The organism is Bradyrhizobium zhanjiangense (assembly GCF_004114935.1).
GTDB lineage: Bacteria > Pseudomonadota > Alphaproteobacteria > Rhizobiales > Xanthobacteraceae > Bradyrhizobium > Bradyrhizobium zhanjiangense.
In genome coordinates, this window is the sequence record NZ_CP022221.1 from 849,351 (window position 1) to 868,164 (window position 18,814).

Genomic DNA, 18,814 nt, shown 5'->3' on the forward strand with positions numbered 1-18,814 from the left:
TCGGAGCCAGTATCGTTACATGATGCTCGTCATCGATTGGACGAGCGTAGCCAGGCAAGCGCTCGCGGGGGAAACCAAGGAGAAGCGCGAATGCTCGACAACCCCCGTCACACCGCTCCCGTCGACGAATCCACCCTCCGCTACGAAGGCTGGCGTATCGTCGCGGTCTGCTTCCTGCTCGCGACCTTCGGCTGGGGGCTCGGCTTCTACGGCCAGAGCGTCTATGTCGCCGAGCTCCAACGCGCGCACGGCTGGTCGGCTTCACTGATCTCGTCGGGCACGACCTTCTTCTACCTGTTCGGCGCGCTGCTGGTCGTCTTCGTCGGAGAAGCCGTCCACAAATACGGCCCGCGGCTCTGCCTGATTGCGGGCACGCTGGCGATGGCAGCGGCCGCAGTCGCGATCGGCGCGGTGCGCGAGCCCTGGCAGCTCTACCTCGCCAATGCGGTGCTCGCCTTCGGCTGGGCCGGCACCAGTCTCGCCATGATCACCAACACGATCAGCCTGTGGTTCGATGCCAAGCGCGGCATGGCGATCAGCCTCGCGCTGAACGGTGCCAGTTTTGGCGGCATCGTCGGCGTGCCGCTGCTGGTAGCGTTGATCGGCCATGTCGGCTTCGCCAGCGCGATGTACGCCGCCGCCGGCGCCATGCTGGTGCTGCTCCTGCCGGTCATCCTCATTCTCGTCGGCCGGCCGCCCGATCTTCACGGCTGGCATGCGGCGGCGAAGCCGAAGCTGCAATCGTCGACGCAGATCCGCGCGCAGGCGCTGCGTGACGTCGGCTTCCTCTCGGTGACGATCGCCTTCGCGCTGGTGCTGTTCGCGCAGGTCGGCTTCATCGTGCACCTGATCTCGTTCCTCGATCCCGTGATCGGCCGCGAGCGCGCGGCGGTCGCCGTCGCCGTGCTGACCGCGATGGCCGTGGTCGGCCGCGTGCTGTTCTCGCTGGTGATCGACCGCCTCAACCAGCGGCTGGCCTCGGCACTGTCGTTCCTCAGCCAGGCCGCGGCGTTGTGTGTCGTCATCAACCTGCACAACGACTATGTGCTGATCGCGGCCTGCGCGGTGTTCGGCTTCTCCGTCGGCAACCTCATCACGCTGCCGTCGCTGATCGTGCAGCAGGAGTTCGATTCCGCCTCGTTCGGCGTGCTGATCAGCCTCAACACCGCAATCAATCAGGTGACCTATGCGTTCGGCCCGGGCGTCGTCGGTTTTTTGCGCGACCTCTCCGGCGGCTACGCGCTGCCGTTCTATCTCTGCATCGCGCTGGAGGTGGCGGCAGCAGCGCTGATCATGGTGCGTGGGAGAACCTCGTAGGGTGGGCAAAGGCGCATAGCGCCGTGCCCACCATCTGTCTCTCCACGCGTGCCGCAAGAATCGGTGGGCACGCTTCCGCTTTGCCCACCCTACGGGACCTATGTCCCAATAACGCGACGCCGCTTCAACATACTCCGTCATTGCGAGGAGCTCGCGACAAAATTGCGGAGCAATTTTGCGCTGATGCGGCGAAGCAATCCAGACTGCCGCCGCGGTGACAGTCTGGATTGCTTCGCTGCGCTCGCAATGACGGTGTTTGAGGATGCAGCGGAGCTCACGCCTCCCGCTGCTTCAGCAAATCATCCACGTCCAGCCGCTTCGTGAACATCGCGAGCTTCCCGTCCGGCCCGAACGGCCATTGCTCCCTCGGCTTGTCCCAATACAGCTCGACGCCATTCTGGTCGGGGTCGCGCAAGTACAGCGCCTCGCTGACGCCGTGGTCGCTGGCGCCGTCCAGCGCGATGCCGGCCGTGAGCACCCGGTGCAGCGCATCCGCCAGTGCCGGCCGCGTCGGATACAGGATCGCGGTGTGATAGAGCCCAGTCGTGCCGGGCGGCGGCGGCGAGCCGCCCTTGCTCTCCCAGGTGTTGAGCCCGATGTGGTGGTGATAGCCGCCGGCCGAGATGAAGGCCGCGCCGGAGCCCATGCGCTGCATCAGCTCGAAGCCGAGCACGCCGCAATAGAAGCCGAGCGCGCGATCGAGATCGGCGACCTTGAGGTGAACGTGGCCGATCCTGGTGCCGGCGGCGACGGCTGGGCTTTGCGACATCTGAATGCTCCGTTGTCGAACTCCACATAAGCCGGGTCCCGGGACAGTGCTATTGGCCGATCTCGAAACCTATCGTTTCCGAATGGGAAACTAAGCCAGCTCCGACACCTCGCCCTCCGGCAGGCCAAACTCGAACGTGTTCAGCGTCATCGACACCAGCGTGTAATAGCCGCACAGCCCGATGACCTCGACCACGCCGCGTTCGCTAAGCACCTTCACCGCCTCGTCATACAAACCCTTCTCGACGCCGTGTCCCTCATGCAGCGACTTTGCGACGTCGTAGATCATCTTTCCCTTGGGATCATCGAACCCAGGCGTGCGGCGGTCGCGGATCGCCTCGATGATCTTGAGTTTCATGCCGCCCGCAAGCGCCAGGCGCTTATGCGCATACCATTCGTAATGCGCGGTCCAGTGCCGCGCCGTCACCAGGATCGCGATCTCCGAGAGCTTTGCGGGAAAGATCGTGTCGAAGCGCAGGACCTCGCCGAGCCGCGTGGCGTGGCGCGCCATCTCCGGGCTGTTGAGCCAGGCCATCATCGGCGCCGGCGGCTTGCCGCGCTTGCCGGCAATCGACTCGTCATAGGTCTGGCGCTGGCTCTCATTCATTTCGCCAGGCGAAAGAAGCTTTAGGCGCATTGTCGTTTCCTCTTTGTTTTCAAGCTCGCCGTAAGGGCACTATAGCCGAATGCGGGCTGCGGAAGTGGTTGAATTCCACGGAGCGATGGCTCAGAGTCGGCGGCAACAAGTCGATTTTGATTGATGGAAACGACCATGAGCGACATTGAGACTGCCGATCTCGAAACATTCCGCAACGAGACGCGCGCCTGGCTGGAAGCCAATTGCCCGCCGGAGATGCGCAAGCCCGCGACGTCGGACGCCGATGTGTTCTGGGGTGGGCGCAACGCAAAATTCTCGTCCGAGCCGCAGCGCATCTGGTTCGAACGCATGCGCGACAAGGGCTGGACGGTGCCTGATTGGCCGAAGGAGTATGGCGGCGGTGGCCTCAGTGCCGCCGAGCACAAGGTGCTGCGCGCGGAGATGGCCAGAATCGGCGCGCGTCCGCCGCTGTCGAGCTTCGGCATCTGGATGCTCGGGCCGGCGCTGCTGAAATACGGCAACGAGGCGCAGAAGAAGGAGCATCTGCCGAAGATCGCCGCGGGCGAGATCCGCTGGTGCCAGGGTTATTCGGAGCCGAACGCCGGCTCCGATCTCGCCTCGCTGCAGACCCGCGCCGAAAGCGACGGCGATGACTTCATCATTACCGGCCAGAAGATCTGGACGTCCTACGCCAACTATGCCGACTGGATCTTCTGCCTGGTCCGCACCGATCCCGCGGCCAAGAAGCACGACGGCATCAGCTTCATCCTGTTCGACATGACCTCGAAGGGCGTCTCGACCAAGCCGATTCTGTTGATCTCCGGCTATTCGCCGTTCTGCGAAACCTTCTTCGACAATGTCCGCGTGCCGAAGTCGCACGTGGTCGGCACCGTCAACCGCGGCTGGGACGTCGCAAAATATCTGCTCCAGCACGAGCGCGCGATGATCTCGGGCATGGGCGAGCGCGGCGTCGGCCGTCCGCTCGGCCAGATAGCGGCCGACTCCGTCGGCACCGACGCGCTGGGGCGGCTCGACGATGCCATGCTGCGCGGCCAGATCGCGCGCTTCGACGTGGATGAGGCCGCGCTTGCGGCCTGTGCCGAGCGCGCAGTCGATCTCGCCAAGGCGGGGCAAGCGCATCCGGCGTTCTCCTCCGCGATGAAATATTACGGCACCGAGCTCAACAAGCGCCGCTACGAGATCTTGATGTCGGCCGGCGGCGTCGATGCGCTGGAATGGGAGAGCGAGCGGTCCAAGCAGGGCGCCCGCCCGCGCGCCTGGTTGCGCACCAAGGCCAACTCGATCGAGGGCGGCACGTCCGAGGTCATGCTCGGCATCGTCGCCAAGCGCATCCTGGATCTGCCGGGGGCGTGAGGCACATTGTCACCACGCGTCATTCCGGGGCGCGCAACGCGCGAGCTACGATGGGCAATTGCGCATCTGAGAATCCATCTCACGGCATACGTGCGGCCTGATGGATTCCGGGCCTGGCCCTTCGGGCAATCCCGGAATGACGAACATAGATAGACTTCGAATTCGGAAACAACACCATGGCCCTCGTCCTCACCGAAGAACAATCGATGCTCCGCGACAGCGCGCGCGGGCTGATCAGCGACAAGGCGCCAGTGTCGCACCTGCGGCACTTGCGCGACAGCAAGGATCCCGCCGGCTTCTCCAAGGAATTTTGGCATTCCTTCGCCGAGATGGGGTTTGCCGGCCTCTTGGTGCCTGAAGAGTTCGGCGGCTCTGGCCTCGGCTATGTCGAAGCCGGAATCGTCATGGAGGAGATCGGCCGGACGCTGATGCCCTCGCCCTTCCTCGCCACCAGCGTGGTCGGGGCCTCTGCGCTGAACCGTTGCGGTAACGCCGCGCAGAAATCGGAATATCTGCCGAAGATCGCGAGCGGCTCGCTGCTTGCGACGCTCGCGATCGACGAGGGCGCGAAACATCGCCCGCTGCAGACCAGTCTCCAGGCCGTGCGCGCCGGTAACGGCTTCAAGCTTTCCGGCGCCAAGGCGCTGGTCATCGACGGCCACATTGCTGATCTGCTCATCGTCGCCGCGCGCACCGCGGGTGCTGCCGGCGAGCGTGAGGGCCTGACGCTGTTCCTGGTCGACCCCAAGGCGAAGGGCGTCGCGGTCGAGCGCACCATCATGGTCGACGCGCATAACGCGGCGCGGATCGAATTCGCCAATGTCGAGCTCACTGCCGACAGCGTGCTCGGCGAGGTCGATCAGGCCGCAAGCCAGCTCGACGGCGTGCTCGATATCGGCCGCGGCGCGGTGGCTGCCGAGATGGTCGGCCTCAGCGACGAGGTGTTCAATCGCACCGTCGAGTACCTGAAGAGCCGCAAGCAATTCGGCAAGCTGATCGGCGAATTCCAGGCGCTGCAGCACCGCGCCGCCGAGCTCTATGTCGACATCGAGATCACCCGCGCCGCCGTGATGAAGGCGCTCCAGGCCCTGGATGCTGATGTCGCCAAGGCTGCATCAAGCGTCGCCGTGGCAAAAGCCCGCGCCGGCACCACCGCCACGCGCGCGGTGCAGGAGGGCGTGCAGATGCACGGCGGCATGGGCATGACCGACCAGTTCGACATCGGCTTTTTCATGAAGCGCGCGCGCGTGTGCGAGGAATTGTTCGGCGACGCCAACTATCACACCGAGCAGCTGGCGCGGGCGCGGGGGTATTGAGACGGGGCAGCCGCCTCGTTCTCCGCTGTCATCGCCCGCGAAGGAGGGCGATCCAGTACGCCGCGGCTTCTCCGCATACGATTGGCGTCTCGGAATACTGGATCGCCCGGTCAAGCCGGGCGAAGACAGTTGAGAGGGTGGACGGCGCTTGCCCCAAGCTCGTCATTGCGAGGAGCTCTTGCGACGAAGCAATCCAGACTGCCGCCGTGGAAAGATTCTGGATTGCTTCGCTTCGCTCGCAATGACGCGGCGAGACCGCCGCCTACCGCATCGGCGGTGCGTACTGCACACCACCCGCGTTCCACAGCTGGTTCATGCCGCGCGGGATCTTCAGCTTCGACTTCTCGCCGATATTGCGCTCGTACATCTCGCCGTAATTGCCGACGTGTCGGATGATGCGGACGGCCCAGTCCTTGGTGAGGCCGAGCTGTTCGCCGTAATTGCCCTCGGTGCCGACGAGGCGCATCACTTCCGGCTTCTTCGACTTCAGGGCCTCATCGATGTTCTCCGAGGTGACGCCGAGCTCCTCGGCGTTGATCATCGCATACAGCGTCCACTTCACGATCATCATCCAGTCGTCGTCGCGCTGGCGCACGACCGGGGCGAGCGGCTCCTTGGAGATCATGTCCGGCAGGATCATTTGGTCGCCGGGTTTTGCGAGGTTCAGCCGCAGCGCATAGAGCTGGGAAACGTCGGCGCTCAGCGTGTCGCACTTGCCGGTGTCGTAGGCCTTCACGACGTCGTCGAGCTTGTCGAACTTCACCTCGTCATACTTCATGTTGTTGGCACGGAAGTAATCGGCGACGTTGAGTGCCGTCGTAGTGCCGGACTGGACGCAGACCTTGCTGCCGGTCAGGTCCAGCGAGGTCTCCTTGTTGCGCGAACGCGGCAGCATGAAACCTGCGCCGTCATAATAGGCGACGGCCGGGAAATAGAGGTCGTAGTCGAGCTCGCGCGCCATGCTCCAGGTCGAGTTGCGCGAGAGGATGTCGACCTTCCGGCTCTGCAATTCCTTGAAGCGCTCGCTGGCGTCGAGTGCGACGAACTTCGCCTTGGCCGGATCGTTGAAGATCGCCGCGGCCACCGCGCGGCAGAAATCGACGTCGAAGCCGGTCCAGTTGCCCTTGTCGTCGGGGATCGAGAAGCCGGGCAGGCCCTTGTTGACGCCGCACAGCACCTCGCCGCGGCGCACGGTGCGCTTCAGCGTGCGGGTGTCGTAGAATTCATAGACAATGGCCAGAACGGCGACCAGCACGGCGACCGCGAGCCCGATCAGCAGGCCGCCTCGAAAAGTGCGCATCATGTTGCTCTCTCGAAAAATCGGGAAATGGAATATTCGCGAAGGCGAGGAAGATTAGAGCTCGGGCTTCTGCCGGATGACGACCTTGGTCCCGACCGGGACCCGATCGTAGAGATCGGCGACGTCGTTGTTGACAAGACGGAAGCAGCCCGAGGACACCTTGGTGCCGATCGTATCAGGACGGTTGGTGCCGTGGATGCGGTAGACGGTGGTGCCGAGATACATGGCGCGGGCCCCTAACGGATTGCCGGGGCCGCCGGCCATGAAGCGCGGCAGATAGGGCTGGCGCTGGATCATCTCCGGCGGCGGCGTCCAGTCCGGCCACTCCTTCTTGTTGGTGATGTTCACCAGCCCCTGCCACTGAAAACCATCGCGGCCGACGCCGATGCCGTAGCGGATCGCGCGCCCGCCGGGCTGCACCAGGTAAAGATGACGTTCGGCGGTCGAGATGATGATGGTGCCGGGCGCCTCGGTGGTGCGGAAGTACACCACCTGCTTCTGCCATTCCGGATCGAGCTGGTAGGCATCGTCGGCGATCAGGCCCGGCTCGTCGCCGCGATCAGGCTGCTGGGCGAAGGCTTGGGGCGCCCAAAGGATCAGACCGATCGCAGCCACAAGCATCCCGGTCAGACGACGAAAATCCGTCATGTAAAGCTCTCCCCGCTGCCACAGCGCAAATCATTCAGAACCATCAAACCTGAGGGGCAAGTTCATGGCAAGTTGATGGCGCGCCGCCCTAGTATGTCACGACAATGCTTTGGTTTTTTGACGCGCCGCGCAATGCCACAAACAGGGGATGGCGCGAAAAGCAGTGATCGTGGCGCCCCGGCTCGGTGCGCTCCCTCCCCCGCTTGCGGGGGAGGGCCGGGGAGAGGGTGTCGCCGCGGTGGGATTCCCCAAGAGGAGAGAGCCCTCACCCGAACTCGCTGGTGAGATCAACTTCGACAACTGGCGCTAGACGCCAATCAGATCCGGTTGCTCTCCGCCGCGATTCCAAGCCGCCGAACGATCTCGGTCGCCACGGCGCGGGCCTCGAGCCGCGATCCGATGCGGGGGCTGCGAAAGCGCCGTCCGGAGTGCAGCCGGATCACCACGATGCAATGCTCGTCCTCGGACCGGCCGCGGCGCTCGACCGTGATCGTCTTCACGTCGTGCCCCTCGATATGGTCGGCGCGCGGCGTGCCGTCGCCCCACAGGCGTTCGACGCGAATGTCCCCTTGCCGGATGATCCAGAAGGCACCGGTCACGAGATTGGCATATCTGTGCACGGCGAACGCGGCGATCGCGCCAACCGGCAGCAGCATGATGTCGATCGGGCCGGGCGGCAGACCGCGCCAGAGCTTGTAGGCGTAGGGAACGGCGCACAGTGCGACGGCGATCAATGCAACGATGCGGATGTCGCGCGCGGGAAACGGCTCGAGAGGTTCGCCGAGATGCATCTCGGAATTGCTGGCATCGAGTGGATTGCTGGGTGCCTCGACATTGGGAACGCCGAATTGCGCGGCGATCCGGGCGACGGTGTCGCGCACATGCGTGACGTCGGAGATCGGCGGAGACGTCAAGCGTTCCCCGGAGGCCAGCGTGAAGGCCAGCTGGAAACGGGCTTTCGCCCGCTTGCTGCCGGGAACCTGCAATTCCCTGATGTCGTCCTTGGCGACGACCCGCGTACGAAGCTTTCCGAAGGGACGCTGTTGCCCGATCAGGATCTCGTTCGGGGTGATGATCCACACTACCGCCGGCGCCAGCATGATGCCGCAGACGAATGCCGCACCCAGGAGGAGAGCGGCTACCGAGATGATCACTTCCAGCGTGTCGTGCGTGAACAGGCCGGGCGTAAAGCACAGCGCCACCGCGGCCGCAGAGCCGGCCATGATCAGCCGCTGCGCGATCGAGGAGCCTTCACGAAGGCGGATGTCGTTGCTGGTGGTCGCGTCGTCCATCACGGGCGGCTGATTTCGTCGATGCGAAACTCCACGGACAGGTCCGTGGAGTCAAGCAACAAGGACGACAGATGAATCCGGCCGCGCGATGTCGGCGCGGCATCAGCTGTTCACGTTCAGGAGCCGCGCCACCGTTCCGTCGATCTGGTCGTAGCTGCCTTCGCCTTCGTGCCGGAACACGATCTTGCCGGTCTGGTCGATGATGTACTGCGCCGGCCAATATCGGTTGCGGTAGGCGTTCCAGGTTTTGGAATCATTGTCCTGCGCCACGGGATAGGTGATGCCGTGGCGTTTCAGCGCAGCCTGCACGTTAGAGGCGGAACGCTCGAACGGGAATTCCGGCGTGTGCACGCCGACCACGACGAAGCCCTTGTCCTTGTACTTGGCGTAGAGGTCAGTGACGTGCGGCAGTGTGTTGACGCAGTTGACGCAGCCATAGGTCCAGAAGTCGACCAGCACGACCTTGCCGCGCAGGTCGGCCATGCTCAGAGGTTTCGAGTTGAACCAGTTGCTGATGCCGGTGAAGTCGGGCGCGGTCTGCTGGCTCGCGGCGGCGGTGACGATGGGTGCAGCGCGCGCCGCCTCGTCGCAGATGCCGGGGATGACGGCGCCTGATCCGGCCATGCCGATCAGGGCGGCGGCCACGGTGAGCAGTTTGAAAGTCATGAACGAGTCCTCCGGTTGCGATGCGCGATGATCACAGGCCGATCTGGCCGGTGGGATAGAAGCCGGTGAGCCACGCCACGAGCAGCGTGTCGTATTGGAAATAGGCGGCGACCGCGAACGCGATCACGACAATGCCAAAACCCTGCTGCAGCCGCGGCGAGATGCGGGCGAGGCCGCGCACCCGCGTGGTCGCGGCCTGGCCGCCATAGGCGATCGCCAGCATCGGAATTGCCGCACCGATGGCGTAGGCGACCAGCAGCGTCCCGGCCCAGCCTAAGTTCTTCGAGCTCGCAACCAGCGTCAGGATCGAGCCGAGCACGGGACCGGCGCAGGGCGTCCAGACCAGGCCGAGCGTGGTGCCGAGCACGAGCCCACCCAGCGCGCCCTCGCGCTGGGTGGCGCTGGAATTGCCAAGATCGAGCCAGCCATTGAGCCGGATCGACAGCCATTCGAACGGCGCCGGCCACAGCATCAACAGGCCGAAGCCGAGCAGCAGGATGGATGCCGCTTCGCGCAGCACGTTCGGATCGAAGTCGAACAGCCGCGTGATCGCACCGAGCAGCAGCGCGGTCGCCGAGAACGAGATAATGAAGCCGAGCGCGATCATCGCCGGCCGTAAGTGCCCCGCGCGCCCGATCGAAGCGCCGAGCAGGATCGGCAGCATCGGCAGCGTGCACGGCGCGGCGATGGTGAGGATGCCGGCAAGGACGGCGAAGAGAAGTTCGAGCATAGGGCACTCGTGGAGAGGGGTACGAGGCCAGTTCGCGAGGAGGCGCGAGGTCGTTACGCAGCGTCACGCGTTCGTGACGGGCGAGCTGCGTGCCACGGCAGCGGTGTGCCCCCCCCCCCGCTTGCGGGGGAGGGTTGGGGAGAGGGTGCCTCCGCAATGGGGACACCCCCAAGAGGAAAGAACCCTCACCCGCCGCGCGCGGGACGATGCTTCGCATCGCCCGAGGCGCGTCGGCCTCTCCCGCAAGCGGGAGAGGCGGGAGCCTGCCGCCGCACCTTCCGCCAAACACAAAACGACCCGGAGGGGGGCATCCCGTCCGGGTCGTTGGAGGTCCTTGGGAGGTTTAACCAAAACCGTATGCGAACTTTATAGGAGGGAAGTTTTTCCGCCTGATGTTGTGCTTTGTTTCAATTGTTTCGTCGGCGGTAACACTTCCGTGTCCGGGGACAGGGCCAAAGGCGCGGCCCTATCCCATTGAATCCGTTGGGTTTACGCGGCGAAGCGATCGATGCCGGCGCCCTTAAGCAAATCGGCCAGCTGCTTGCGGGCGTAAAACATCCGCGTTTTCACCGTGCTCTGGGGGATGCCGATGATCTGCCCGACCTCCTCGACCGACTTCTCGTGATAGTAGACGAGGTTGATGATCTCGCGATGCGCAGGCGACAGCTTCTGCACGCAGGCGCGCAGGATGGCGCTGGTGTCGCTGCGGTCGAGCGAGGTCTCCGGCGTGTCGGAATCGTCGGGGATCTGACGCACATCCTCCTGGTCGATGTCCTCGAAACGGCGCTGGCGCATCGCGGTCAGCGCCTTGAAGCGGGCGATCGAGAGCAGCCAGGTCGAGACCTGCGAGCGGCCCTGGAATTGGCCGGCGGTCCGCCACACGTCCAAAAACACCTGGCTGACGAGGTCTTCCGCCGTGGTGGCATCGCGCACGATGCGCAAGATGAAGCGGTAAACCCGCACATTGTGCCGGCAATAGAGGATGTGCATGGCCGTCCGGTTGCCGCCGGCAATGCTTTCGAGAAGCATGTCGTCCGAAGTCGCCTGAACGGCAATGATGCTTTGGCTGGCCTGGGCGTTGATGGCAATGACGTTCGGCATGAAATTAGCTCCCCGTAGCGCCGCGACCGAGCGGCGTTTCCTTGAGGGAAAGTGTTAATCAGCCAACGTTTCGGGACGTCTGCACGAAAAGCGGAAAATGGTTTCATGCGCCGCCAAATTGTTTCGTCGAAAGGGGGGCGACGAAACATTCGGAGCAAAAAAGCGTGGAATTTCAATGTACGGGAAATACGGGGTGGGGATTGGCGGAGTGAGGAACGAATTTGGGGGTGTTGCGTTCGCTGCCGCCTCAAGCGTCGTCCTGGCGAAAGCCAGGACCCATAGCCACAGGATTGGGTTTGGCGAAGACTCGTGGTTACCAGTTCGGTCGCGCCAAACACACTGCCGCCGTCGGCGCTCCGCTTACCCGGACGATCATCATCGTAGGGTGGGCAAAGGCGCGAAGCGCCGTGCCCACCCTCTTTCTGCAAGCGCTGTGAGAATGGTGGGCACGCTTCGCTTTGCCCACCCTACGGCACCTAGCTCTTCCGCGCTGCCTACGCCTTCTCGCCGGCCGGCGAGAACAGATAGCCGCCGCCGCGGATGGTGCGGATCACGGCGGGCTTGGCGGGGTCGGGCTCGATCTTGCGGCGGATGCGCATGATGCGGAGGTCGACGGCGCGATCGAAGGCTTCGGCGTCGCGCGCATTGGCGAGCTCCAGCAGGCGCTCGCGCGACAGCACGCGCTTCGGATTGGCCGCGAACACCTTGAGCAGACCGAACTCGGACGCGGTCAGCGGATGCTCGTTGCCCTCGTCGTCGCGCAACGCCTGCGCTTCGAGATCGAGCCATTTGGTGCCGAAGCGCACCAATTGATCCTTGTCGGACTTCGCGGCGGCGTCCGGCGCGGCAGCCTTGGCCGGCCCGCTCCGCCGCAGCACCGAACGGATGCGCGCCATCAGCTCGCGCAGCTCGCAGGGTTTTGCCACGTAATCATCGGCGCCGAGCTCGAGCCCGACGACGCGGTCGATCGGGCTCGCGGTCGCCGTCAGCATGATCACGGGCACGTTGATGCGGCTCTTGAGGTCGCGGATGATCGAGAGCCCATCTTCCTCGGGCATGTTGAGATCGAGCACGACGAGGTCGGGCATGCTGCCCTGGATCGCGGCGCGCAAGGACTTGCCGCCGTCGCACAGCGTCACGGTGAAGCCGTGCATCTTGAGATAATCGCCGACCATCTCCCGGGCCGGAGCCTCATCGTCGACGATCATGATGTGCTGGCTTTGGGTCATGGTCCTGAGATCACGGCATTTCAGTCGCGGGAAGCGTGATGGTGAAGGTCGAGCCCGTGCCGGGCCCGTCGCTGTCGGCCGTCACCTCGCCGCCATGCATGTCGATAATACGCTTCACGATGGATAACCCAAGCCCTGTCGAGCTCTCGCCGGCGGTCGGCTTTGCCGACAGCCGCTGGAACCGGCCGAACAGGCGGCCGAGATCCTCCGGCGACAGGCCGGCCCCCTCGTCGCTGACGCGGACGATGGTTTCGCTGCCCTCATGGGTCACGGCCACGGCGATCTTGCCGCCGATCGGAGAGTATTTGATGGCGTTGCTGATGAGGTTGTCGATCGCCTCGCGGATGCGGTCGGTGTCGCACATGGTGACGATGTTGGGCGGCGCGGTGACGCTGATCGTCTGCTGCTTGTTGACGGCGAGCGGCTGGTTGGCTTCGGCGACCTCCTTGACCAGGCCCGCGACGTCGACCGGTTCGCGGCGGATGGTGATGTCGAAGGCATCGGCCATCGCGTCCGAGATCAAATGATCGACCATCGTGGTCAGCCGCTTGGTGGCGTCGCGGATGTGGTCGACCTGGGCGATCACGCCGCCCATCGATGCGCCGGTCGAGATCAGCTCCTTCAGCATCTCGGTGCGGCCGAGGATGACGCCGAGCGGATTCTTCAGATCGTGCGCGACGGTGCCCAAAATCTCGTTCTTGAAGCCGTTGGCGCGCTGCAGCCGCAGCCATTGCGCGGAGAGGCGGCGGTTGGCCTGCATCAGCGCGCGGGTGCGCTGGGCGACGCGGTCTTCCAGCTGCGTGTTGGCGTCCTGGAGCTGCTGGTAGAGGATGACATTGTCGAAGGCGATCGAGAGCCGGCTGGAGAAGATCTCGACCAGCGAGCGGTCGGTCTCCGACAGCTCGCGCTCGGCCTGCAGCAGCACCACCACCTCACGCCCGCTTCCGGTGCGCAAATAGATCACGCTGCGGTGGTCGGCGAATTCGTTCTTGCGGCGCTGGAACGCGGCCTCCACCATCTCGCGCAATTCGGGGTCGAGTGCCTTCGACGAGGTGGTGCCGATGAAGCGGCTGTAGCAGCCGCTGCCGGCGAGCACCGAGAGCTCGGGGTCGACCCCGCCATTGTCGCGCAGGACCAGGATGCCGGCGCAGTCGACATTGAGCAGCGAGGCGAGCTGGGTCAGCACGCCCTCGGCGAGCCGCTGCATCGACTTGAAGTCGTAAAGCGTCGAGGCGGCGTCGATGATGATCTCGAGCCCGCGGCGTGTCTGCACCATGCGCTCGAGCTGCTGATAGGAGCGCAGCGCGGCGGTCAGCGAGGTGAACAGCTTGTCGGCGGTGAGCTCGGTCTTGGCCTTGTAGTCGTTGATGTCGTACTGCACGATCACGCGCCGCTCCGGCGCCTGGCCGGGCTGACCGGTGCGCAGGATGATGCGGACGGTCTCGTTCTTGATCTCGTTGCGGATGAATTCGACGAGCTCGAGGCCGGCGACGTCGGTCTCCATGATGACGTCGAGCAGCACGGCGGCGATGTCGCCGTGCTCGGCCATCAGCTTGCGACCTTCCGCCGCCGAATAGGCCGACAGGATCTCCAGGCTCTGGCCGTTGAGGCTGTAGTCGGACAGCGCGAAACGGGTGCCGTCATGCACGGCCGGATCGTCGTCGATGACGGCGATCTTCCATTTCCGGGCGTTGGCATCCTCCGACGCGGTACCGGTGTCGTCGATCAGGTGGAGGACATCGTCCTGTTCGGCCATTGAGAAGTCCCGTCACTTTCTGTGCTTTGCGCGCCCTTGGCGATGCGGGGCATGATAATGCGAAAAGTAGTGCCTTGTCCCAGCTTGGATTCCAGCATCATGCGGCCGCCGAGCTGCTGGGTGACGAGGTTATAGACGATATGCAGGCCAAGTCCCGTGCCACCTTCATTGCGCCGGGTGGTAAAGAAAGGGTCAAAGGCCTGGCGCTGCACGTCCGGGGTCATGCCGGCCCCGTCATCGGCGAAGCTGATCTCGATGTCGTCGGCCCCGCGCGGCCGGGCCGAGATCGCGATCGTGCCTGCGCGGCCGTCGGCGAAGGCGTGGTTGGCGGCGTTGAGGAAGAGGTTGGTCAGGATCTGGCCGTAGGAGCCGGGATAGCCGTCGAGCAGCAGCCCTTCGGGCACGTCGACCTGAAGCGTGATCGGCGAGCGCTTCAGCACCGGGCGCAGGCTGGCGATGATCTGGTCGGTGGCTTCACTGAGCGAGAACTGCCGCCGCTCGGCATGGGAGCGATCGACCGCGACCTGCTTGAACGACTGGATCAACTCGCCGGCGCGCTGCAGGTTGGCGACGAGCTGCTGCGAGGCGTCGCGCGAGGACTGCACGAATTCCTCGAGCTGCGAACGGCGCAAGCCCCCGTCGCCCTTGAGCTGAGCCTCGAAGATCTCGCTGCGCCGGGCAAAGCTCGATGCAACGGTCAGGCTGATGCCGATCGGGTTGTTGACCTCGTGGGCGACGCCGGCAACGAGGCCGCCGAGCGCGGCGAGCCGTTCGGCGTCGATCAGATTCTGCTGCGCGGTATTGAGCTCGAGCAGCGCGCTCTCGGCCTTCTCCTTCGACGCGCGCAGCTCGTCCTCGGTCTGGCGCTTGGCGATCGCGTTCTCGCGGAACACTTCCACGGCGCGCGCCATGGCGCCGACCTCGTCGCGTGCCTTGGTGCCCTGCACCTCGCGGTCGAGATCGCCGAGCGTGATCGCGCGCATCGCCGCCATGAGCTGCTGGAGCGGCAGGCGGATCGACAGTGCGATCATCACGCCGGCGGTGAGGATGACGCCGAGGAAGATCACCGCGATCGACAGCACGCGGCGGGAAATATCGGCCAGCGTGCGATCAAAAGTCGCCTGCGCCTTCTGCTCGCGCTGGCGCATCTTGGTCGAGAGGTCGTCGATGGCGCCGATCGCTTCGGCCTGACTGGCGTCGATGGTGTTGCGCAACAGATCGGTGCGGCTCGCCAGCTGCTCGGAGAGCTTTGCAAAGCCCTCGCGCAACGACGCGGTGCGGTCCGCGAGCCGCCGCAAGGCCATGCGCTGGAGGTCGTTGTCGGCGAGATCGATCATGACCGGGATGGTCTTCTCGATCGTCTCGGTGTTGCGGCGTGCGTCGTCGGCGGCGCCCGGTGACAGCGACAGATAGTAGGAATTGGCCGCGACCAGCATCGCGGTGAAGGCTTCGCGGGACTTTCCAAGCGAAGGCCAGATCAGCGCGTCGCGATGGCCGGTGGCGCCTTCGATGATGGAATAGAGGCCCGCCATGTCCTTGGCCGGGCCCTGCACCTGCTCCTCGTAGGTCTTGGCGATGGTGGCCTGCACGCTGCGCAGCTCGCCAAAGCCGTTGAGGAAGCGGTCGGTGGTGCGCTCGAGCTCCTCCACCGAGCCTGACAGCATCGGATCCTTGGTGGCGCGGTTGGTCAGCGTGCCCAGCACCGCCTCGCGCAGCAGCAGGATCTCGGCGAACAGGTCCGGGCTCGGCTGGTTGATGTAGCGGTGGATCAGGTTTTGCAGACGCCCGGTCTCGCTTTCGAGCAGCGCCAGGATCCGGTCGGACTCGCGCACCTGGCGCACGTCGTCCCAGGCCGAGCCCAGCACCTGCGCGCCGTTCCAGATCATCGCCACCAGCACCACGACGACGGCGGAGTTCAGCGCTGCGATCGACAGGATGCGCCAGCGGATCGGCACCGCCCGCAGCGCGCCGACGAGGCGCGCGCGCAGGCGCCCGATCGGGCCGGGCGGCCTCTCTGTGGTCTCGCTGTGTCCAAGCCCGGCCAAGAGGCTCTACTCCACCTTGCGAATGCGTTCGATCAGCGCGGCCGCGGCCGGATCGCGCCCGGCCTTGGCATAGATTGGAGCCATCGCCTCCTCGAACGGCTTGCGGTCGATGTCCTTGATGATGGTGACGCCGGCTTCCTGGGCCTTGCGCTGCGACTGCTCCTCGAGGTCGCGCCATTTCTCGCGCATGAACAGGCTGGAGCGCTGTGCGGCCTCCTTGAAGATCGTCTGCTCCTCCGCCGAGAGGCTTTTCCAGGCCTTCAGCGAGATCACCAGCACTTCCGGGCTCATCGTGTGCTCGGTGAGCGCGTAGTGGCCGGCAAGTTTGTAATGGTCTGTCGTCACGAAGGATGGCCAGTTGTTTTCGGCGCCGTCGATCAGGTGATTGGCAAGCCCGGTGAGCACTTGTCCGTAAGGTAGCTCGACCGGTTCGGCGCCGAGCGCGCGCATCATCTGGCTCATCAACTCCGACTGCTGCACCCGGATCCGCAATCCCCTGAGATCCGCGACACTCCTCACGGGCCGGACGCTGTTGTAGATCGACCTCGCGCCGGAATCGTAGAAGGCGAGCCCGACGAAGCCATAGGGCTCGAAGCTGTTCAAGATCTCGCTGCCGATCGGCCCGTCAAGCACCTTCTGCATGTGCTCGATGGACCGGAACAGGAACGGCATCGCCAGCACGTTCATCGCCGGGACGAAATTGCCGATCAGGGCGACGTTGGTCCGGTTGAGGTCGATGGCGCCGGCCCGGGTCTGCTCGATCGTCTCCTTCTCCTCACCGAGCTGGCGGGAGTGGAACACCTTGATCTCGTGCCGGCCGCCGGTGCGCTCGGCGATCAAGGCGCCCATGTAGCGCAGCGCCTGGACGGTCGGGTAATCCTCGGTCTGGGTGTCGGCGGCGCGAAATTCGCGTGCAACCGCGTCCGTCGTACAGACGGCAAGCAGAAGCGCGACGAAGATCACCCCGGTCCGCGAGAGTTCGGCACGGCTCAACACTGGCACACTCAACCCCTCAGTGGTGGAGTCTATGGCGGAAGGAAAAGGTTCAACGCAATCTAGCAAATGGTAAAGGGAAGGCCATCCCGCTCCGGGCGTCGGGTCGATTGTGCGGCGCGGCCGCCGCGCATTCCCGGTTGAAACTGCCAATGCCGCGCCTTAAGCAAGGCAGCCGCCCTTTAGTCGTGCGACACGGGAAGAGCTATCGTGATTTCAGCATTGCGCTTTTTGCAGGCCGTCGCCGTCCTTGCGGCTGTCACCATGGCCACACCAGTGCGTGCCGCCACCGACATCGCGCTGTGGCACGCCATGTCCGGCGAGCTCGGCCGGCAGCTCGACAAGCTCGCTGCCGACTTCAACGCCTCGCAGTCCGACTACCGCATCGTGCCCAGCTACAAGGGCAACTACACCGAGACGGTGACGGCGGCGATCTTCGCCTTCCGCTCTCGCAGCCAGCCTGCCATCGTCCAGGTCAACGAGGTCGCCACCGCCACCATGACCGCGGCCAAGGGCGCTATCTATCCGGTGTTCAGCCTGATGCGGGACCAGGGCGAGCCATTTTCGCTGGGCGATTACCTTCCCGCCGTCTCCGGCTACTACACCGATGCGGCCGGCAACCTGTTGTCGTTCCCGTTCAATTCCTCGACGCCGATCCTGTACTACAACAAGACCATGTTCCGCGATGCCGGCCTCGATCCGGAGACGCCGCCGAAGACCTGGCCGGCATTGGGGCTAGCGGCCAAGCGCCTGCGCGAACGCGGTGCGGTCTGCGGCTTCACCACCTCCTGGCCGTCCTGGATCCACGTCGAGAATTTCTCCGCCTTCCACAATTTAGTCCTGGCGACGCGGGCGAACGGCTTTGCCGGGCTGGACGCGGAATTGACCATCAACAATCCGGTTCTCGTCAAACACATCGCTCAGCTCAGCGAGTGGCAAAAGACAAAACTGTTCGACTATAGCGGCCGCGGACAAGCGGCCGAGCCGCGTTTCCAGAAAGGCGAATGCGGCATCTTCATCGGCTCCTCGGCGACGCGGGCCGACATCAAGGCGAACTCGAAATTCGAGATCGGCTACGGCATGATGCCGTATTGGCCCGACGTGAAGGGCGCGCCGCAGAATTCGATCATCGGCGGCGCCACGCTGTGGGTACTGCGCGACCGGCCGCGCGAGGAGTACAAGGGCGTGGCGCGGTTCTTCGCCTATCTGTCGCAGCCGGGCGTGCAGGCTGCCTGGCACCAGAACACCGGCTATCTGCCTGTTACCCGCGCCGCCTTTGAGCTGACACGGTCGCAGGGATTCTACGAGCGCAATCCTGGTTCGGCGATCTCGTTCGAGGAGATCACGCTGCATCCGCCGACGGAGAACTCCAAGGGCGTCCGGCTCGGCTCTTTCGTGCTGATTCGCGGCGCGATCGAGGACGAGTTGGAGCAGGCCTTCGCCGGCCACAAAAGCGCGCAAGCAGCGCTGGATTCCGCCGTCGAGCGCGGCAACAAGCTGCTGCGCCAGTTCGAGCGCGCCAGTCCCGAGCGGTAGAATGTCGCGATTAGACATCGCTGCGACCGCGCGTGAGGTGCGCTCACTCCCCCGCGTGCGGGGGAGTGTCGGGGAGAGGGTGTCTCCGCATCGGGACAATCACCTAGAGGAGAAAGCCCTCACCCGGCACTATGTGCCGACCTCT

The 18,814-nt window shown here is 64.7% G+C and carries 16 protein-coding genes; 4 read left to right on the plus strand and 12 right to left on the minus strand.

What is annotated here, in order from left to right; all coding sequences use genetic code 11:
- The first annotated feature begins 90 nt into the window (after positions 1-90).
- Positions 91-1,317 carry an MFS transporter gene (locus XH85_RS03995; protein ID WP_128930845.1) on the plus strand — a complete coding sequence of 409 codons (1,227 nt, stop codon included), beginning with the start codon at positions 91-93 and terminating at the stop codon, positions 1,315-1,317.
- Positions 1,318-1,591: 274 nt separating this feature from the next.
- Here the strand turns inward: XH85_RS03995 and XH85_RS04000 are convergent, their stop codons facing one another.
- Both XH85_RS04000 and XH85_RS04005 read right to left on the minus strand, forming a co-directional pair.
- Positions 1,592-2,086, minus strand: coding sequence for a VOC family protein (locus XH85_RS04000; protein WP_128930846.1), 495 nt, complete (start codon positions 2,084-2,086; stop codon positions 1,592-1,594).
- A gap of 90 nt (positions 2,087-2,176) precedes the next feature.
- Positions 2,177-2,722, minus strand: a complete 546-nt coding sequence (locus XH85_RS04005; RefSeq protein ID WP_128930847.1) for a carboxymuconolactone decarboxylase family protein — start codon at positions 2,720-2,722, stop codon at positions 2,177-2,179.
- Positions 2,723-2,857: 135 nt separating this feature from the next.
- Between XH85_RS04005 and XH85_RS04010 the strand changes: the two genes are divergently transcribed.
- Positions 2,858-4,057 carry an acyl-CoA dehydrogenase family protein gene (locus XH85_RS04010; RefSeq protein ID WP_164934865.1) on the plus strand — a complete coding sequence of 400 codons (1,200 nt, stop codon included), beginning with the start codon at positions 2,858-2,860 and terminating at the stop codon, positions 4,055-4,057.
- Between the two features lie 176 nt (positions 4,058-4,233).
- Positions 4,234-5,373 carry an acyl-CoA dehydrogenase family protein gene (locus XH85_RS04015; protein WP_128930849.1) on the plus strand — a complete coding sequence of 380 codons (1,140 nt, stop codon included), beginning with the start codon at positions 4,234-4,236 and terminating at the stop codon, positions 5,371-5,373.
- Positions 5,374-5,635: 262 nt separating this feature from the next.
- On the opposite strand, the gene XH85_RS04020 is transcribed toward XH85_RS04015, so the two are convergent.
- The 10 genes from XH85_RS04020 to XH85_RS04070 all read right to left on the minus strand — a co-directional run bounded on the left by XH85_RS04020 (position 5,636) and on the right by XH85_RS04070 (position 17,142).
- On the minus strand, positions 5,636-6,673 hold the full coding sequence (locus XH85_RS04020; protein ID WP_128937084.1) for an amino acid ABC transporter substrate-binding protein: 1,038 nt from the start codon (positions 6,671-6,673) through the stop codon (positions 5,636-5,638).
- Positions 6,674-6,727: 54 nt separating this feature from the next.
- Entirely contained in the window at positions 6,728-7,321 is a 594-nt protein-coding gene (locus XH85_RS04025; RefSeq protein ID WP_128930850.1) for a L,D-transpeptidase, read from the minus strand.
- A 317-nt stretch (positions 7,322-7,638) separates the two neighbouring features.
- Positions 7,639-8,613: a hypothetical protein gene (locus tag XH85_RS04030; RefSeq protein ID WP_128930851.1), complete on the minus strand. Its 975-nt coding sequence runs from the start codon at positions 8,611-8,613 to the stop codon at positions 7,639-7,641.
- A gap of 102 nt (positions 8,614-8,715) precedes the next feature.
- The gene (locus XH85_RS04035; RefSeq protein ID WP_128930852.1) at positions 8,716-9,279 is read right to left on the minus strand and encodes a thioredoxin family protein; all 564 of its coding nucleotides are present in this window, start codon (positions 9,277-9,279) and stop codon (positions 8,716-8,718) included.
- Between the two features lie 31 nt (positions 9,280-9,310).
- Positions 9,311-10,009 (minus strand): cytochrome c biogenesis CcdA family protein, encoded by a 699-nt coding sequence (locus tag XH85_RS04040; RefSeq protein WP_128930853.1) that lies wholly within the window; start codon positions 10,007-10,009, stop codon positions 9,311-9,313.
- Positions 10,010-10,498: 489 nt separating this feature from the next.
- A complete protein-coding gene (locus XH85_RS04050) occupies positions 10,499-11,110 on the minus strand; it encodes a sigma-70 family RNA polymerase sigma factor (protein WP_128930855.1) in 612 nt (203 codons plus the stop codon).
- A 494-nt stretch (positions 11,111-11,604) separates the two neighbouring features.
- Entirely contained in the window at positions 11,605-12,339 is a 735-nt protein-coding gene (locus XH85_RS04055; protein ID WP_128930856.1) for a response regulator, read from the minus strand.
- 10 nt (positions 12,340-12,349) lie between these two features.
- Entirely contained in the window at positions 12,350-14,095 is a 1,746-nt protein-coding gene (locus XH85_RS04060; protein WP_128930857.1) for an ATP-binding response regulator, read from the minus strand.
- Entirely contained in the window at positions 14,065-16,140 is a 2,076-nt protein-coding gene (locus XH85_RS04065; RefSeq protein ID WP_245473418.1) for a sensor histidine kinase, read from the minus strand. The genes XH85_RS04060 and XH85_RS04065 overlap by 31 nt, the downstream gene beginning before the upstream one ends.
- 6 nt (positions 16,141-16,146) lie before the next feature.
- The gene (locus tag XH85_RS04070) at positions 16,147-17,142 is read right to left on the minus strand and encodes a TRAP transporter substrate-binding protein (protein ID WP_128930858.1); all 996 of its coding nucleotides are present in this window, start codon (positions 17,140-17,142) and stop codon (positions 16,147-16,149) included.
- A gap of 204 nt (positions 17,143-17,346) precedes the next feature.
- On the opposite strand from XH85_RS04070, the gene ugpB reads away from it, so the two are divergent.
- On the plus strand, positions 17,347-18,669 hold the full coding sequence (gene ugpB / locus XH85_RS04075) for a sn-glycerol-3-phosphate ABC transporter substrate-binding protein UgpB (RefSeq protein ID WP_420837927.1): 1,323 nt from the start codon (positions 17,347-17,349) through the stop codon (positions 18,667-18,669).
- Positions 18,670-18,814 lie beyond the last annotated feature (145 nt).

Excerpts from the sequence above, each read along its gene's own strand:
- XH85_RS03995 (WP_128930845.1), top strand. The coding sequence starts at position 91 with ATGCTCGACAACCCCCGTCACACCGCTCCCGTCGACGAATCCACCCTC.
- XH85_RS04000 (WP_128930846.1), bottom strand. The coding sequence starts at position 2,086 with ATGTCGCAAAGCCCAGCCGTCGCCGCCGGCACCAGGATCGGCCACGTT.
- XH85_RS04005 (WP_128930847.1), bottom strand. The coding sequence starts at position 2,722 with ATGCGCCTAAAGCTTCTTTCGCCTGGCGAAATGAATGAGAGCCAGCGC.
- XH85_RS04010 (WP_164934865.1), top strand. The coding sequence starts at position 2,858 with ATGAGCGACATTGAGACTGCCGATCTCGAAACATTCCGCAACGAGACG.
- XH85_RS04015 (WP_128930849.1), top strand. The coding sequence starts at position 4,234 with ATGGCCCTCGTCCTCACCGAAGAACAATCGATGCTCCGCGACAGCGCG.
- XH85_RS04020 (WP_128937084.1), bottom strand. The coding sequence starts at position 6,673 with ATGCGCACTTTTCGAGGCGGCCTGCTGATCGGGCTCGCGGTCGCCGTG.
- XH85_RS04025 (WP_128930850.1), bottom strand. The coding sequence starts at position 7,321 with ATGACGGATTTTCGTCGTCTGACCGGGATGCTTGTGGCTGCGATCGGT.
- XH85_RS04030 (WP_128930851.1), bottom strand. The coding sequence starts at position 8,613 with ATGGACGACGCGACCACCAGCAACGACATCCGCCTTCGTGAAGGCTCC.
- XH85_RS04035 (WP_128930852.1), bottom strand. The coding sequence starts at position 9,279 with ATGACTTTCAAACTGCTCACCGTGGCCGCCGCCCTGATCGGCATGGCC.
- XH85_RS04040 (WP_128930853.1), bottom strand. The coding sequence starts at position 10,009 with ATGCTCGAACTTCTCTTCGCCGTCCTTGCCGGCATCCTCACCATCGCC.
- XH85_RS04050 (WP_128930855.1), bottom strand. The coding sequence starts at position 11,110 with ATGCCGAACGTCATTGCCATCAACGCCCAGGCCAGCCAAAGCATCATT.
- XH85_RS04055 (WP_128930856.1), bottom strand. The coding sequence starts at position 12,339 with ATGACCCAAAGCCAGCACATCATGATCGTCGACGATGAGGCTCCGGCC.
- XH85_RS04060 (WP_128930857.1), bottom strand. The coding sequence starts at position 14,095 with ATGGCCGAACAGGACGATGTCCTCCACCTGATCGACGACACCGGTACC.